We start from the raw sequence: 15379 nt of genomic DNA, 5'->3' as shown, positions 1-15379 counted from the left end.
GTCCAAGGTCCGGTGTCAGGCCGCCCGCGCGGGGTCGCTCGCGCCCTGTCGGCACAGGATCCGGTCGCGGGCGTCGCGCAGCTGCCGCTCGCTGGAGGCAGCGTCCCGCGTGGTCGCGGTGCGCCAGCCGACGAAGCCGTCGGGGCGGATCAGGACGGCGCCGTCCTCCTTGATGGTGGCGGCCTCGGCCCACCCCTCGACCGCGTGGGCCGTGATGCCCAGCTGCCGTGCGGCGTCCAGCCAGTGGTCACCCGCGGTCCCGGTGAGCAGCGTGAACCCGTCCACGAGATTGACGGTGGACCGGCCGTCCGGAAGCCATCGGTGGGGCAGGCGGCTGCCCGGTGCGCCGTCGAGTACGAGGTTCTCCATGTCCGACAGCGGTTCCGGGTCGACCACCGCGGGTGAGTCGTACCGGTAGCCGACCACGGGGATCATGACGCCCGCCATGCCGACGGCCGCGCGGTCGGCGGCCAGCGCCGGGTCGTTGTTCCAGTGCAGCTTGTGGTTCTCCGCGCGGATCACGCTCTGCTCCATGCTGAAGACCGCGACCGGCCGGCGCTCGGCCTCATAGGTGTCGAGCAGGGCGTCGCCCCCGGCCGCCAGCTTCCACGCCAGGTTGTGGCCGTCGGCGATGCCCGTGTTGAGCCCGAAGCCCCCGACCGGCGGCAGCGCGTGGGCCGCGTCGCCGGCGAGGAAGAACCTGCCCCGCCTGAACGCGTCGGCCACATGTGCCGTCGGCGCCCACGGCAGCATGCTGACGATTTCCGGCTGGGCGGTCTCGACGCCGGTCGCGTCCCTGATCTGCTGCTGGATCTGCTCGGTGGGTGTGTTCGGGTCGCCGTTGCGGATGTGGAAGATCCAGCGGCCGTTGTCGTCGACCCGGTAGAGGATTCCGGATGCCCGGTCGTTGCGCAGGAACGTCATGGAGAGCGGTGGGGCGGGCAGTTCGGCGTGGAACAGCACATTGAGCATGTGTGCGTCGCTGATCGCTCCCGGGCCGGTCACCCCGATGCCGAGCAGCTCCCGGACCTTGCTGCGGGCGCCGTCCGCGACGACCACGTAGTCCCCTGTGACGGTCCGGCCGTCCGCGGTGGTGACGCCGTCCTCGGTGACGGCGACGACCTCGCTGTCGAAGTCCACCCGGCTGCCCAGTTCCCGCAGGATCTCCACGGCGGCCCGGTCGATCCGGTCCTGCGGGCAGCTGCCCAGCTTGTCCGGGCCGATCTCCGGCCGCTCGAACTTGGAGGTGACGGTGGTCAGTTCGGCCAGGCTCGGCCCGGACATCAGGCCCCGGCCGAACTGCGCCGTCTCCACTTCGATACCGGCCTCGCGCAGGATCTCCGCCGACCGGTCGCTGAGCCCGAACGCCCTCGGATGGTCATTGACCTTGGCCCGGCGCTCCAGAACGTGCACCGACACCCCTTGGCGGGCGAGGAAAACCGCGGTGCACAGCCCGACGGTACCGCCGCCGACAATCACGACACGCATGACTCCCCCTTCATTGATTCTTGAACTCATTGATTCGTGAACCGTGATTCACCGTTGACGCGTGAACAGCGCCCGGCAACGGAGCTAGAGTCCCGCCCGGGCGAAGCGGCGCGCCGAGAGCGGTACGAAGATCACCAACAGCAGCCCGGCCCAGATCAGGGACGCGGCCACCGGGTGCGTCAGCGGCCATGCGGCGTCCGGCCCCGGGGCACTGGGATTGCCGAACAGCTCCCGGGTCGCCGTCGCCAGCGCGCTGAGCGGGTTCCACTCGCAGATCGTCCGCAGCCAGGTCGGCATCCCGTCGGTGGGCACGAACGCGTTGGACACCATGGTGAGCGGCAGCGTCAACGGCGCCATGGCGGCCGCGGTGGACGCCGAGGGGATCGCGAGGCCGAGGTAGGTGCCGACCCACGCCAGCGTGTACCGGAACAGCAGCAGCAGGCCGATGGCGGCCAGCGTCTTCCCGACGCCGTTGTGTGCCCGCCAGCCGACGACCAGGCCGCACACCATCATGACGGCGAGGCCGTACGCTCCGATGACTCCCTCCGCGCCGCTCTGGCCGAGCGGCACGGACACGCGATGGGTGGGCAAGGAGCGGAGGCGGTCCATCACCCCGCGCGCGTTGTCCATCGCGACGTCCACCATCGCCGAGGACAGCGCGGTGCCGCTGCCGAGCACGAACATGCCCGGCATCATGTACTCGCGGTAGTTCGCGTCGCCCGAAATGCCGATCGCGCTGCCGAACACGTACCCGAAAAGGACCACGAACACCGTCGGCATCAGCAGGATGGTGAGCAAGGTTCCGGGTTCGTGGCGCAGCCGCAGGAGGTTCCGCTGGGTCAGGGTCCAGCCGTCGACGAGGACGTTCATGCCGCCACCTCCTGGGCTTCGGCGGGCTTCGCCGAGTCGGGCGCCGCAGTCGCGTCGGCCGCGTCGACGGTCTTGCCGGTCAGGGACAGGAAGACGTCGTCGAGGCTCGACTCGCGGATCCCGACGTCGCGGACCACGGCGCCGGACGTGTCGAGTTCCCGCACGATCTGCGGCACGGTCGGCACCGTGTCCACCGCGGCGACGACGATGTGCGATCCGTCCGCCTCCGGGCGTCGGCCGGTGAGCCGCTCCAGGACCGACATGGCGCTCGCCACGTGGTCCGCGGACTCCACCACGACGTCGATGTGGCAGCCGATCCGGGACTTGAGCTGGGCCGGGCTGCCCTCGGCGATGAGATGGCCGTGGTCGATGACGCCGACGGCGGAGGCGAGTTGGTCCACCTCCTCCAGGTACTGGCTGGTGAGCAGGACCGTGGTGCCGTCGGCGACCAGTTCGCGGACGGTGTCCCAGATCTCGATGCGGCTGCGGACGTCGAGGCCCGTGGTGGGCTCGTCGAGGAAGAGCACCGCGGGAGCGCGCAGCAGGCTCGCGATCAGGTCGAGCCGGCGGCGCATGCCGCCGGAGTAGGTGCCGACAAGGCGGTCGCCGGCGTGGGCGAGGCTGAACCGCTCAAGCAGTTCGTCCGCGCGCCGCCGGGCCCCGCGCGCGCCGAGGCGCGACAGGCGGCCGAAGATCCGCAGGTTCTCCCGGCCCGTGAGCTTGTCGTCGAGCGTGGCGTCCTGGCCGGCCAGGCCGATCACCTTGCGGACCTCGCCCGGGTCGCGGGCCACGTCGATCCCGTCGACCACGGCCTGACCGCCGCTGGGCCGCGTCAGCGTGCTCAGGATGCGCAGGGTGGTGCTCTTGCCCGCGCCGTTCGGGCCGAGGAGGCCGTAGACGATGTTCGGCGGCACCGCCAGGTCAAGGCCGGTCAGAGCGGCGACGTCCCCGAACTGTTTCCTCAAATCCTTGGTGTACATGATCGCGTTTTCCATGATCATCTCCTAACCGGGTGCAGCGTACGCGGTTACACCGCAGACAACCGGGTGCGGCGTACGCGGTTTCACCATAGCTAACTGGGTACGCTGTACACAAGTGGAGGAGGGCGGCGGTAGGATGGCTGGCATGTCGGACCCGAAACCAGTCATCTGGATGCGACCGGAGAAGCCCGCGCGCGGCCCCGCGCCGGCGCACAGCCGTGGCGAGATCGCCGCAGTGGCGATCAAGATCGCGGACTCCGAAGGTATCGACGCCGCGTCGGTGCGGAACATCGCCAAGGAGCTCGGCACCGGCACGATGACGCTGTACCGGTACTTGCCGACCAAGGAAGACCTGTACGCGGTGATGATCGACAAGGCGACCGGCTTCGAGCCGCAGGAGTCGACCGGGAACCTCCGCGCCGACCTGACGACCCTGGCCCGCCGCCGCCGGATGATCTTCCTGCGGCACCCCTGGCTCGCCCCGCTCCTCGCCACCCGACCGATCATGGGCCCCAACTTCCTGCGGGGCATGGAGCGCGACCTCGCGCTGCTCGGCGACTGCGGTCTCGACATGGACGAGACCCTCGACGTACTCAACCTGATCTTCTCCTGGGTCAGCGGTGCCGTGCAGGCCGAGTTGACGGAGCGGGCGGCCACGTCGCAGTCCGGCGTCGACCGTCATGCCTGGCGGCTGCGCATGGAGCCGTATCTGATGTCCCTGCTCGCGACCGGGGAGTTCCCGTACCTGAGCAAGATGACGCAGGCGTTCGAGATCGGGGACGCCGACCAGCAGTTCGAGAGCGGGCTTTCGATGATCCTGGACGGCATCGAGGCCCGGTTCGCGCCCGCTGCCGAGACCAGCGGATCGCGCTCGGCCGAATAGCCGCACCGACGCGGGGCGGCCTTCGACGAGCGCGATCGCTCAACGCGACGGGCGCAGTTCGACGACGGAGAGGCGGCCGGCCGGCGTGACCGACGCGGTCCGCAGGCCGACGGCCCCGGCCAGTTCCTCCAGCTGCTCCAGGGTGTGCTGCCGACCCCCGAAGTAGCAGAGCATCCGCAGGTCACCTTCGGTCTGCATGCCCTCGACGTTGAAGTAGTCCACGACGAGCACGCGTCCCGTCCGCGCCGCCGCGTCGGCGCAGCGCCGCATGATGCGGGCGGCCGACGCGTCGTCCCAGTTGTGCAGGATGCTCGACAGGAGATAGCCGTCCGCCCCGGTGGGCAGCTCGTCGAAGAAGCTGCCGACCACCGCCTTGGCCCGGTGCTCGAGACCGGCCGCGGCAAACGCCTTCTCGGCCCGGCGCACGGGTCCTGCCAGGTCGACGACGGTCCCCTGCAGGTCGCGATGGCCCTGGAGGATGGTGATCAGCATGCTGCCGTCGCCGCCGCCGACATCGACGAGATGGCGGAGGCTTCCCCACGGATACGCCCCGGCCACGGCGGGCGCGTGCGCCGTGAGCCGGGCGCCCATCAGCGCGTCGAACGACTCCGCGCGCTCGTCGTTGGCCGACAGGTCGTCCCAGAACGGCAGGCCGTACTGCTGCGCGAAGGTGGGCTCGCCGGTGCGGACCGTGTGCAGCAGCTGGACCAGGCTCAGCTCGGCGTGCCCGAGGGCGCCCTCGATGTCGAGCACCCGGCGCATGCCCTCGGGCTCCTCGTCGCGCAGGTACTGCCCCATGGTCGTCAGGTCGTAGCCGGCGCTCTCCGTGTACGACAGGACGCCGGCGGTCACCAGATAGTCGAGCACCCGCCCCAGCACGTCCCGGTCGGCGTGCGCCGCCTCGGCCAGCGCCTCGGCCGTCCGGGTGCCGGCGGCGATGTGGTCGGCCAGCCGCAGCGTCGCCGCCACCCGGATCGCCATCGGGGTCAGCAGATCGGCGGCTGCCCACACTCCCCCGCCTCTGGCGGTCGTCTTCTCCTGGGCCATGGCCCCTCCTGAATCGACGGTTGCCCGGTCGTCCGACCCGGCACGGATGATCTCGGTGTCGCTACGCCGGGGCGTCGGCCCGCTCCTCCGCGTAGGTCTTGGCGAGGCGGAGGTTGCTCATGCTGTTGGAGCTCAGCAGCCGCCGCAGGAACCGGCGCGCTCCGGGCACGGTCGTCCCGGCGCCGAGCAGCGACAGGGCCGAGCGCTTGATCGTGCTGGTGTGCCGGGCTTCGGCGATGACGCCTTCGGGCGTCTCGATGAACCGCCAGTGGCCGGTGTGCGCGTCCAGCATCGGGGGCACCGAGATCTGCTTGTACACGATCAGGTTGGGCGGCAGGCAGATCCGCACCGAACGGACCGTGTGGATGCTGCCGTCCGGGGCCTTGGTGTCCATGTCGAAGAACTGGACGTTCGGCACCTCCTCGGTCATGTCGAGGCCCACCACGTGCGGGATGCGCTCGGGCCACAGGTCCGCCCGGTAGAGGTAGTCGTAGGCGTCCTCGATGGACCCGGCGATGAACAGCGGGTCGGTGAAGGACAGGACGAGCTCGTCCAGTTCGGCCCGCCGTTCCGCCGTGTCGCGCAGGGTCTCCAGGTGCTCCTTGCTGTCCTGGCCGAGCCGGTCGAGGAGCGGGCCGAGGTCGGCGTCGGCCGGCGCGACGACGTGGTGGCGCAGCTCGACGCGGGTGCGGTCCTGCGCCAGCTCGGTGAACACCCACTCGCCGCGGATCTCGGTGGCGGGCGGCTCGACGTCCATGTACGAGAACGTGATGCGGCGTCCCGGCCGGTCGGTGCGGCGCACGGTCCGCCAGGTGCGGACGGCGGAGTCACCGGCCAGCGACCAGTGCTGGACCAGATCGCCCTTCTCGTTGCTGTGGGCCACGTGCGCGTGCACGGCGGGCAGATGGAACTGCGGCCACCGTTCGACGTCCGCGACCAGCTCGAACGCCGTCTCGCAGGCGGCGTCGATGGTCACGCCGTGGTCAACATGCTGCTGCGTACTCGCCACAACAAGACACCTCACAAGCGTCGTTGGGTCCAAAGCCGTCGCGCTCGACGATGTCGGTAGTCGTTAGACCTCGCTTCGAGGGCCCTTCGAGTTGATCCGGCGTCGATTCGGCGTCGAAGGCGACGGCGCACGCTGGGCGCGACCTCGAAACGAGCCCCGCGAGGGTCCGTGGCGCGGCAACAGTTCCCACCCGCCAACCGTGAGGAGAGGCATATGCCGAGCATCGTCACTGTCGGCACGTTCGACAGTGATAACGTCGCCGACGTCACCAAGATCCTTCGGGAGTTCGACGGCGAGGTTGCACCCGACCTTCCCCAGCTGCGCCGCAGGCAGGCCTTCCACTACGGCGATCTGTATGTGCACATGCAGGACTGGGACGTCGCGGACGAGGCCGAGGCGCACCGGCTGATCACCACCGATCCCCGGTGCACGCGCCTCAACGACAAGCTGTCGGCCTACTTCGGCGACCATGCCGCGACGGAGGACTGGGACGGCCCGACCGACCGGCCGACGGCCGAGCGCTTCTACGTGTGGCCGGCCGAGCGTCTTGCGAACCTGGAGCAGACGTACAGCGCGGTGATCGTCAACAAGCAGCGGCAGGAGCACATCCCCGAGGTGTCGCGCCTGTTCGCGGAGTCGGACGCGACCGACATTCCGCGGAACATGGGGACGCTGCGCCGCCAGATCTATCTGTGGCGCGGCATCTACCTGCACATCCAGGACTTCGCGGAGCCCGACGCCATCAAGGTGATCAGTGCGGTGTGGACGGAGGGCGATCCGCGCTTCCTCCAGCTCGTCGACGACCTCACGCAGGTCATTCCGCCGTACGACCCGGAGGGCAACTCGTTGGCCACCCGTTTCTACCACTGGGCTGCAGAGGTGTCAGCATGACCGAACTACCGACCCACCCGATTCGGCGGAAGCTGCCCGGCGTGCTCCCCGCCGAGTACGAGACGCTGCGGGAACGAGGCATCGGCCGGGTGACCCTGCCCACCGGAAAGCTCGCCTGGATGGTGGTGCGGCCCGAGTACGCCCGGTTCGTGCTCTCCGACCCGCGGTTCAGCTCGGACAAGATGAACGACGACTTTCCGAAGATGACGCCGAACTCGCTGAACAAGCTGAAGTACTGCGCGCCATTCATGATCAATCTGGATGGTCCGGAGCACCTGGAGCTGAAGAAGCCGGTCATCCAGGAGTTCTCCCCGGCGGGGCTCGCCAAATTGCTGCCGCGGCTGCAGGTCGCCGTGGAGGAGAAGATCGACGCGCTCCTCGCCCGGCAGGACAAGCCGGTCGACATGGTGATGGAGCTGTCGTACCCGATCGCCTGGCGGCTGCAGGAGATCTTCCTCGGCATCCCCATGGCCGAGCAGCGCAAGATGCGGGACAACGTCTGGCACCTGCTGATGCAGACCTCTACCGAGGAGGAGGAGAGGGCCTCGGCCGCGCGCCTGAACGAGCACGCGATGGACGTCCTCAAGGAGAAGGCGAAGAACCTCGGCGACGACCTGATGAGCCGCATGATCCAGAAGGAACTGGACGAGCGCGGCGAGGTCGACTGGTTCAGGATGGCACCCCTGATGCTGTCCAACGCCCAGGGCATCCACAACTCGACGTCCACGATGATCACGCTGGGCGTGCTCACCCTGCTCGGCCACCCGGAGGAGCGGGCGACCCTGCTCGCCGACCCGGACCGGATGACGGTGGCCATCGACGAGTTGATCCGGTACTTCTCGGTCAACGACGGTACGCCGCTGCGGCTGGCCGTCGAGGACGTGTACATCGGGGACACGCTGGTCAAGGCCGGTGACGGCCTGGCGGTGCCGATCCTGCCCATCAACCGCGACCCGTCGGTGTGTCCGCACCCCCATGAGCTCAACCTCTTGCGGGAGAAGCCCACCCGGCACCTGGCGTTCGGCCACGGGCCGCACCAGTGCCCGGCGAACAACCTGGTGCCGGCGCTGATGAAGATCGTCTACACGACGCTCTTCGAGCGGATTCCCACGCTCGCGCTCGCCGTGCCGGAGTCGGAACTGACGTACAAGTACCACTCGATTCAGGCGTTCGGCCCGGCCGAGATGCCCGTCACCTGGTAGCCGTGCCGGCCGCCGCACACGCGCCTCGGCAGCGGGCGCGGCGGCCCTGCCGGCGACCGACGTCCGGCGGGCCCGACGGCCCGCAGACCCTGGGGAGGATGTGACACGGTGACCGACCACGACACCCGGGCCGCCGCCGCGCCGGGCACCGACGGCCGCGTCGCCCTCGTCACCGGCGCTTCGGGGGCCCTCGGCGCCGCGGTGGCACACGTACTCGACCGCCGCGGCTACCGCCTCGCGCTGCACTGCACCACCGGCGTGGACCGGGCCCGCAAGGTCGCCGCCGAGCTCGGCGGGCCCAGCGTCGTCGTGCAGGCGGACGTCGCCGACTGGGCCGCCACGCAGGACATGGTCGGCCGGGTGCGCGCCGAGCTCGGCGGCGTCCATGTGCTCGTCAACGCCGGCGCCGTCCGCCACGACGGCTTCATGGCCACCCAGTCCGTCGACGACTGGACGAGGACCATCGCCGTCAATCTGATCGGCACCTTCCACACCTGCCGGGCGGCGCTCCCGGACATGATGCGGGCCCGCTGGGGGCGCATCGTCAACGTCGTCTCGCCCGCCGGTCTCATCGGCAGCCGGGGCCAGACGGCGTACTCGGCGGCCAAGGCCGGCGTGCTGGGGATGACCCGGAGCCTGGCCCTGGAGTGCGGGCGGTTCCAGGTGACGGTCAACGCGCTGTCGCCCGGGCTCATGTCCACCGCGCTCACCGAGGAGATGCCGGCCAAGGCCCGCGCCGCGCTCGTGGCCCGGACCGCGTTCGACCGCGCGGGCACGCCCGACGAGGTGGCCCGCGGCATCGAACTGCTCCTGGACGCCGACTACATGACCGGTCAGGTGCTGTCCATCGACGGCGGGATGTCGATCTCGTGACCGCCGCCACCGGACCCGGCGACCGCAGCACCGACGCAGCGTACGAACTCAACCCGGCACAGGGGGCGTTCCTCCTCTCCCGCGCCGACACCATCTACGGCGGCTCGAACGAGATACAGGGCGGCACCACCGCCGGTCGCGTCCTCGGCCTGCCGAAGGGAGCCTGACCCATGACATCCACGTCCCCCAAGAAGTACGGCCACTGGATAGCGGGCGCCTGGTACCAGCCCGAGCAGGGCCACTACCCGATCGTCAACCCGGCCACCGAGGAAGCCGTCGGCCACGCCCCCGAGGGCCATGCCGCCGAGGTCTGGGCCGCCGCCAAGGCCGCGAGGACCGCCTTCGGCGACTGGTCCCGCACCGATCCGCGCGAGCGCGCCGCCGTCCTCGATCGGATCGGCGAGCTGATCCGCGAACGGGCCGACGAGCTCGTCCCGTTGGTGCGGGCCGAGACCGGCGTGCCCACGCGGGTGGTGAAGTCCGTGCACCTGCCCGCCCTGGCCGAGTGCTTCCGCCGCTACGCGCGCGCCGCCCTTGAGCCCGACACCGTGCCCTTCGCGCCGCACCCCGTCACCGCGAGCCCGCTGGCGCCCGGCGGGCTCATCGGCGCGGCGGCCGTGCGCCGCCCCCTCGGCGTCGTGGCGTGCGTCACCGCGTCCCACTTCTCCCTCGCCGGTCTCGTGGGCAAGATCGCCCCGGCCCTCGCCGCGGGCAACACCGTGGTCGCCAAGCCCGGGCCGCAGGACCCGCTCGGCTGCTTCGAGCTGGGTCCGCTCACGAAGGAGGCCGGTCTGCCGGACGGCGTCCTCAACGTCGTCACGGGATCGGGACCCATCACGAGCGAGGCCCTGATCGCCCACTACGACATCGACATGGTCAGCTTCACCGGTCCCACCGCCGCGGGGAAGCGGCTCGCCGTGGCCACGGCCGACCAGCTGAAGCGCACGCTCCTGGAGCTCGGCGGCAAGGGCGCGGCCATCGTGCTCGAGGACGCCGACGAGAAGGCCTTCGACGCGGCGCTCACCGCGGTCGGTGCGACCTTCTCCCTCCACAGCGGCCAGCTCTCCACGGCGCCGACCCGGATGCTCGTCCACCGGTCGCTGTACGAGAAGGCCGTCGCCGGGCTCACGCAGTACGCGCAGGAACTGACCGTCGGTGACCCGGTGGACAGCTCCACGATCGTCGGACCGCTCGTCTCGGCCGCCCAGCGCGACCGCGTCGAGGCCTACGTCGAGGACGCCAGGCAGCAGGGCGCCCGGGTCGCCGTCGGCGGCGAACGCCCCTCGCTCAAGCCCGGTTTCTACGTCGCCCCCACCGTCCTGGCCGACGTCACCCCGGACATGGCCGTCGCCCAGGAGGAGATCCCGGGGCCGGTGGTCGTCGTCATCCCCTTCGACGACGAGGACGAGGCGGTGCGGATCGCCAACGGCACCCCGTACGGCCTCTACGACTACCTCTTCTCCGGCGACACCGCCCGTGCCTGGGCCCTCGCGGCCCGGCTGCGCAGCGGCAGCGTCGGCATCAACACCGCTCAGCGCCACCCCGAGACGCCCTTCGGAGGCTTCAAGGAATCCGGCATCGGCCGCGACGGCGGCTCCTTCGGGCTGCACGCGTACACCGAACTCCAGTCGGTCGTCTGGCCGTCCTGAGCCGGCGGGAATCGCACCCCTCGGCCAGGAGGGGGTCGGCGGCGGGATCCGGTGACGCCCGCCGCCGACGTCGCCCTGCTGCTTCCGGTGCGGCTTCCTGTGCGGCTTGTGCGGCTTCCTGTGCTGCCTCCCGTCGCGCACTACGACAACGCGCCACCGAGTACTGCGCCACCTGTCTGATTTTTGATGTGCCTTCCCGGCACGCCGACTCCAATGGCACGTCGCGCAGCACTAAGGTGCACGTGCGGCATGACCACCGCTCCCCGGAGACCCTTCGGCCCACTCCTCCAAGCTCGGGTGAACCGGTCAAGCATCGAACGGAACGGTACGTCTTCGCATCGGATCTCGACCTGTCAGACGCCTTGGGCCGAGGCGTTCAGGAGAGCCATGCCCGCTGACGAACAGTCCGTGCAGTCCGTTGCCCTGCGCCGCCGCCAGTACACCGGCGAGACCTTCCAGCAAGCCAGATGGGCCGTCGAACGGCTGGCCAGAGGTGCGGCGCCGATCCCCACTCCGCACAGCACCGCCCAGGAGCGCCTCGAAGCACGTGTGTTCCTCAACCTCCTGGAACAGCGCGACTCCTACACCCGGTATCCCCTCGGCGTCGAGGCGGTCCAGCCCGCGCTGGACGGGATCACCCTGCGCGTGGAGAGCGTGGAACGCGCGGCCGAGATCCTCTTCGCCCTGCTGCCCGCCCACGCGGCGGGCGAAGAAGTGCACGGACTGCCCGGTCTGCGCATCGTCAACCGGCTGCAGTCCGCGATCGAACTGCAGGTCCTCAACCAGCCCACGCGGCTTCGCCTGCGCGGTCTGCCCGCGTCGCTGTGGCATCGCGCGGAGCAGCTCATGCTCGCCAAGTGGATCGACTCCGGCACCGTGCAGCTCTGCTGGCGCACGGCGCCGAAGACCTGGACCCCGGCCGAGCGCGCGCACATGGCCGCGTGGGAGGACGACTCCGATCCGTTCATCCGGATGTGCCTGCGCGGGAGTTGGCTCGGCAGCGCGCTGCTGCGCCGCGTCGGTCTGCTGCACACGGTGGCCAACACCTACTTCGTCGACGGCTACCGCGGCCTCGGACTCAACGCGATGCGATGGGTCATGCGGTCCTCGCACGCCCCACAGCACGGTCCCGGCGCCCACCATCTCGTCGCCGCGCTGCTCGACCCCGGCTACGGCGTGCCGCTGCGGCTGATCGGGTTCCGCGGTGACACCGACGCACGACACGGCAGCGACCAGCACTTCGTACTCGAAGACTCCGCCAAGACCGCCAGGATCGAGCTGCGCGCCTCCACCGAGCGGCCGTCGAAGTCCCTCAGCCCCGAACTGTGGAAGGCCATCCTCCGCCGCATCCCCGCCACCCCACCGACCGACGGACCACCACACGCCGTCCCGATCGGCCTGGGGGACGCGGGTTAGTCTCACCGACGGCAGCGGTGTGCCGCACCCGACGGTGCACTGCGCGCTGAGCCGACTCCCTGCCGCCGATGGAGGCCATGTGGTCAGCCCCGACACCGCGTTCCTGCTGCACGCCTCCGAGGCCGCATTCGAGTGGGGCCAGGACGGCTTCCGCATCACTGCCGTCGACCTGTCGTCGCGGGAGATCACCTTGGCCGACACCGGAGAGCCCGCGGGCCCACCGGCCTACGAGCAGGGCGAGCCGCCCGTGCCCGGGCGCGAAGGGCGCCGCGCGTACGACTGGCAGCCCGCCGTGCACGCGCCGCACTGGATGAACCTGGCCTGGCTCCTGGAGGACATGGCCACCTGGGTGCCTCAACTCGCCGAGGAACAGGTCACCTTGACGGGCATCGCGGCACCCGTGGCGGACTGGTGCGACGTCCTGACGCACACCCGCGACGGCAGCTTCCGGGTGCGTATCAAGCTCGCCCAGCGCGACGAGTTGCTGGACTTTCCCGGCATGTACCTGCGCGACTTGTTCGCCGAGGCCCGCCACCTCCGGCACCTCGCGCCGAGCGCCTCGTCCCACGCCGGGGACGCCCGGCTCGTCGACCTCCGCGACGTGCTCTGACGAGGCGGCACCCCGCTCACCGCACCTCATGTTTCCGAGGTCATGACGGCATAGCGATATTGATCTTAGACGCGGTGCCGCAGGGCTCATAGCGTCGAGGTGTTGGCACACGGAGAGCTCCGTGCATCGCCGTGAATCGCAGTGAGGGGAATCCGTCATGGGCACCGTACGAGCGAAGTTCGTCAGTCTCTCCGCCGTCGCGCTGGCCGCCGCCGTGGTCGGTGTGTGGGCCGTCGACAGTGCGGACGCCGAGGCCACGGAGAAGAAGGACCGGGCCGAGGTCATCGAGCTCAAGATTCAGAACGACCAGTACACGGCTCATGATCTGGACCCTGCCGGGCCGAGCCTGGGTGACAGGGACGTCTACTCCGGCACCGCCCTGAAGGACGGCCGCAAGGTGGGAATCGGCGGCGGGTCGTGCGAGGTCGTGCGCATCAACGGCAAGGAACTCACCACCCAGTGCGTGATCACGATCGAGCTCGAGCGCGGCTCCCTGACGATGCAGTCGCTCTGGAAGAAGGGCGCGGCAGGCTCCCTCGACATGGCCGTCACCGGCGGCACCGGCGCCTACAACAACGCGCGGGGCACCGCTCGTTACTGGGACATCAACACGCCGAAGGAGCGGATGCGGATCGACATCCTGCGCTGACCGGCTCCGGCGGAACGGCGGTGTGCCGCGGCCGGATTGTTGGTTAGGGTGGCACGCAGCGACTGACTCCGATGCCCTTGGCCAGGGTCAGGGACAGGCTGGCGAGTTCGGCGTCGACGTAGGAGCCCGGGCGCGAGGAGCCGCTGATTCATGACTGCCCACCGGTCGGATGAAGGGGCGCACCCTCGCGCCCGGTCTCATGCGTCGACGCCGCGCACACCAGTGACCGGCCGGTCGGGGCCCGCGGTGCTGCCGCCGTCGCTGCGCGCGTGGCTCGGGCTCATCGCGGCCGTCGCCGCGCTGGCGGTCGCCGCGCTCGGGGCCATGTACGCCGGGCACAGCGAGCCCGGCAGGGTGGACAGGTGGGTCGTCGATCCGACGGCGGACAGCGTGCGGCCGCCGTGGCGGGGCGTCGCCCTGGCCACGGACTTCCTGGGGGAACCCGTCGGAGCGGCGCTGCTGGTCGCCGCCGCCGTGGGCGGCTGCCTGCTGCTGCGACGCCCTCGCGCCGCGGTGTTCGTCGTGGCCGCGGTCGCCGTGGCCGTGGGGACGGCGACACTGATCAAGTCCCTGGTGGGGCGCACCATCCACGGCGCCGACAACCTGTCGTATCCGAGCGGGCACACCGCCTTCGCCACCGCGCTCGCCCTCGTGGTGGCGCTGCTCGTGACCGATCGGCTGGGCCTCGGCGGGACGGCGGGTACGTCACTGGTGCTCGCCGCGGCGCTGGTCGCCGGCGCCGCCATGGGCTGGGCGCAGGTCGCCCTGAGCGCGCACTACCCGACCGATGTCCTCGGCGGCTGGTGCACCGCGCTCGCGGTGGTACCGGCGACCGCATGGCTGGTCGACCGGACGGCCGACGCGCTGGCCGACCGGACGGCGGACTCCGGTCGGCAACAGCGTCACTGATGCGCCGTCACATCCCGCTACGTCACGTCCCGCTAGTTCACATCCCGCTACGTCACGCTACGTCACGCCAAGCGGCGGAACACCGGCTTCACCGGCCGCCCGGCCAGCCACGGCGCCGGATCCCCGGCGTCAAGCGCCTTGCGGTACACCGCACATGCCTCGGCCACCACGTCGACGGTGCGGTCGATGTCGACGTCGTCGAGCGCGCTGCTCACCACGAACGACGGGGCGAGCACCCCGCCCGCGAGGAGCTGGCGCAGGAACAGGGTGCGGTACTGCTGCGACGGCTGCCGGTTCGCGTCGAGGGTGGCGAAGACCAGGTTGCTGGCCCGGCCGCGTACGACGACGTGGTCGGCGACGCCCATCCCGGCCGCGGCGTCGCGGACACCGGCGGCAAGGCGCTCGCCGAGGGCGTGCAGGCGCGCGGTGATGCCCTCCTCGACGTACGTGGTCTGCACGGCCATCGCGGCGGCCAGGGAGTGTGTCTCCGCGCCATGGGTGGTGGACAGGAGGAACACCCGGTCGCGGGAGTCGCGGAGGCCGCCCCGCTCCATCAGGTCGCGGCGCCCGGCGAGCGCGGAGACGGCGAACCCGTTGCCCAGCGCCTTGCCGAACGTGGAGAGGTCGGGGACGACGCCGTACAGGCCCTGGGCGCCCGCCTCGGACCAGCGGAGGCCGGTGATCATCTCGTCGAAGACCAGGACGCAGCCGTGCCGGTCGGCCAGTTGCCGCAAACCCGCGAGGTATCCGGGCGCCGGTTCGGTGTGCGAGGCGGGTTCGAGGATCAGGCAGGCGACCTCGCCCTCGTACCGGGTGAGCAGCTCCTCGGTGGCGGCCAGGTCGCCGTAGGGGAAGGAAACGGTCAGCTCGGTGGTCGCCGCCGGGATGCCGGCGGACATCGGC

16 protein-coding genes are annotated in these 15379 nt (G+C 70.6%); 10 read left to right on the top strand and 6 right to left on the bottom strand.

The window, feature by feature from the left end; genetic code table 11:
- Positions 1-15: 15 nt before the first annotated feature.
- The 3 genes from ACFWZ5_RS39305 to ACFWZ5_RS39295 form a co-directional block, all read right to left on the bottom strand.
- Positions 16-1488 (bottom strand): FAD-dependent oxidoreductase, encoded by a 1473-nt coding sequence (locus tag ACFWZ5_RS39305; protein WP_384801634.1) that lies wholly within the window; start codon positions 1486-1488, stop codon positions 16-18.
- A gap of 84 nt (positions 1489-1572) precedes the next feature.
- Positions 1573-2358, bottom strand: a complete 786-nt coding sequence (locus ACFWZ5_RS39300; RefSeq protein WP_384801637.1) for an ABC transporter permease — start codon at positions 2356-2358, stop codon at positions 1573-1575.
- Positions 2355-3353, bottom strand: a complete 999-nt coding sequence (locus tag ACFWZ5_RS39295; RefSeq protein ID WP_384801640.1) for an ATP-binding cassette domain-containing protein — start codon at positions 3351-3353, stop codon at positions 2355-2357. Before ACFWZ5_RS39295 ends, ACFWZ5_RS39300 begins: the two co-directional genes overlap by 4 nt.
- A gap of 130 nt (positions 3354-3483) precedes the next feature.
- Here ACFWZ5_RS39295 and ACFWZ5_RS39290 point away from each other — a divergent pair, with 130 nt between their 5' ends.
- Positions 3484-4221 (top strand): TetR/AcrR family transcriptional regulator, encoded by a 738-nt coding sequence (locus ACFWZ5_RS39290; protein ID WP_384801643.1) that lies wholly within the window; start codon positions 3484-3486, stop codon positions 4219-4221.
- Positions 4222-4260: 39 nt separating this feature from the next.
- On the opposite strand, the gene ACFWZ5_RS39285 is transcribed toward ACFWZ5_RS39290, so the two are convergent.
- Together ACFWZ5_RS39285 and ACFWZ5_RS39280 are read right to left on the bottom strand one after the other, a co-directional pair.
- On the bottom strand, positions 4261-5268 hold the full coding sequence (locus tag ACFWZ5_RS39285) for a methyltransferase (RefSeq protein WP_384801646.1): 1008 nt from the start codon (positions 5266-5268) through the stop codon (positions 4261-4263).
- A gap of 61 nt (positions 5269-5329) precedes the next feature.
- Entirely contained in the window at positions 5330-6277 is a 948-nt protein-coding gene (locus tag ACFWZ5_RS39280; protein WP_384801649.1) for an aromatase/cyclase, read from the bottom strand.
- Between the two features lie 213 nt (positions 6278-6490).
- On the opposite strand from ACFWZ5_RS39280, the gene ACFWZ5_RS39275 reads away from it, so the two are divergent.
- The 9 genes from ACFWZ5_RS39275 (at position 6491) to ACFWZ5_RS39235 (ending at position 14476) form a co-directional block, all read left to right on the top strand.
- A complete protein-coding gene (locus ACFWZ5_RS39275; protein WP_384801652.1) occupies positions 6491-7168 on the top strand; it encodes a TcmI family type II polyketide cyclase in 678 nt (225 codons plus the stop codon).
- Positions 7165-8370, top strand: coding sequence for a cytochrome P450 (locus tag ACFWZ5_RS39270; RefSeq protein WP_384801655.1), 1206 nt, complete (start codon positions 7165-7167; stop codon positions 8368-8370). Before ACFWZ5_RS39275 ends, ACFWZ5_RS39270 begins: the two co-directional genes overlap by 4 nt.
- 108 nt (positions 8371-8478) lie before the next feature.
- A complete protein-coding gene (locus ACFWZ5_RS39265) occupies positions 8479-9243 on the top strand; it encodes an SDR family oxidoreductase (protein WP_384801658.1) in 765 nt (254 codons plus the stop codon).
- Positions 9240-9410, top strand: a complete 171-nt coding sequence (locus ACFWZ5_RS39260; RefSeq protein WP_384801661.1) for a hypothetical protein — start codon at positions 9240-9242, stop codon at positions 9408-9410. The genes ACFWZ5_RS39265 and ACFWZ5_RS39260 overlap by 4 nt, the downstream gene beginning before the upstream one ends.
- Before the next feature lie 3 nt (positions 9411-9413).
- Positions 9414-10892 carry an aldehyde dehydrogenase family protein gene (locus ACFWZ5_RS39255; protein WP_384801664.1) on the top strand — a complete coding sequence of 493 codons (1479 nt, stop codon included), beginning with the start codon at positions 9414-9416 and terminating at the stop codon, positions 10890-10892.
- Between the two features lie 387 nt (positions 10893-11279).
- Positions 11280-12308: a hypothetical protein gene (locus ACFWZ5_RS39250; protein WP_384801666.1), complete on the top strand. Its 1029-nt coding sequence runs from the start codon at positions 11280-11282 to the stop codon at positions 12306-12308.
- Positions 12309-12387: 79 nt separating this feature from the next.
- Positions 12388-12918, top strand: coding sequence for a hypothetical protein (locus ACFWZ5_RS39245; protein WP_384801669.1), 531 nt, complete (start codon positions 12388-12390; stop codon positions 12916-12918).
- A 157-nt stretch (positions 12919-13075) separates the two neighbouring features.
- Positions 13076-13567 carry a hypothetical protein gene (locus ACFWZ5_RS39240; RefSeq protein WP_384801671.1) on the top strand — a complete coding sequence of 164 codons (492 nt, stop codon included), beginning with the start codon at positions 13076-13078 and terminating at the stop codon, positions 13565-13567.
- A 222-nt stretch (positions 13568-13789) separates the two neighbouring features.
- Positions 13790-14476, top strand: a complete 687-nt coding sequence (locus ACFWZ5_RS39235) for a phosphatase PAP2 family protein (protein ID WP_384801673.1) — start codon at positions 13790-13792, stop codon at positions 14474-14476.
- 62 nt (positions 14477-14538) lie between these two features.
- On the opposite strand, the gene ACFWZ5_RS39230 is transcribed toward ACFWZ5_RS39235, so the two are convergent.
- Positions 14539-15379, bottom strand: an 841-nt coding sequence (locus tag ACFWZ5_RS39230; RefSeq protein WP_384892056.1) for an aminotransferase class III-fold pyridoxal phosphate-dependent enzyme, incomplete at its 5' end; no start/stop codon positions are given.

This window comes from Streptomyces sp. NPDC059003 (assembly GCF_042740445.1).
GTDB lineage: Bacteria > Actinomycetota > Actinomycetes > Streptomycetales > Streptomycetaceae > Streptomyces.
Note: the sequence above shows the minus strand (reverse complement) of the source record. Positions and strands in the feature narration are given on the sequence as shown.

Excerpts from the sequence above, each read along its gene's own strand:
- ACFWZ5_RS39305 (WP_384801634.1), bottom strand. The coding sequence starts at position 1,488 with ATGCGTGTCGTGATTGTCGGCGGCGGTACCGTCGGGCTGTGCACCGCG.
- ACFWZ5_RS39300 (WP_384801637.1), bottom strand. The coding sequence starts at position 2,358 with ATGAACGTCCTCGTCGACGGCTGGACCCTGACCCAGCGGAACCTCCTG.
- ACFWZ5_RS39295 (WP_384801640.1), bottom strand. The coding sequence starts at position 3,353 with ATGGAAAACGCGATCATGTACACCAAGGATTTGAGGAAACAGTTCGGG.
- ACFWZ5_RS39290 (WP_384801643.1), top strand. The coding sequence starts at position 3,484 with ATGTCGGACCCGAAACCAGTCATCTGGATGCGACCGGAGAAGCCCGCG.
- ACFWZ5_RS39285 (WP_384801646.1), bottom strand. The coding sequence starts at position 5,268 with ATGGCCCAGGAGAAGACGACCGCCAGAGGCGGGGGAGTGTGGGCAGCC.
- ACFWZ5_RS39275 (WP_384801652.1), top strand. The coding sequence starts at position 6,491 with ATGCCGAGCATCGTCACTGTCGGCACGTTCGACAGTGATAACGTCGCC.
- ACFWZ5_RS39270 (WP_384801655.1), top strand. The coding sequence starts at position 7,165 with ATGACCGAACTACCGACCCACCCGATTCGGCGGAAGCTGCCCGGCGTG.
- ACFWZ5_RS39255 (WP_384801664.1), top strand. The coding sequence starts at position 9,414 with ATGACATCCACGTCCCCCAAGAAGTACGGCCACTGGATAGCGGGCGCC.
- ACFWZ5_RS39250 (WP_384801666.1), top strand. The coding sequence starts at position 11,280 with ATGCCCGCTGACGAACAGTCCGTGCAGTCCGTTGCCCTGCGCCGCCGC.
- ACFWZ5_RS39240 (WP_384801671.1), top strand. The coding sequence starts at position 13,076 with ATGGGCACCGTACGAGCGAAGTTCGTCAGTCTCTCCGCCGTCGCGCTG.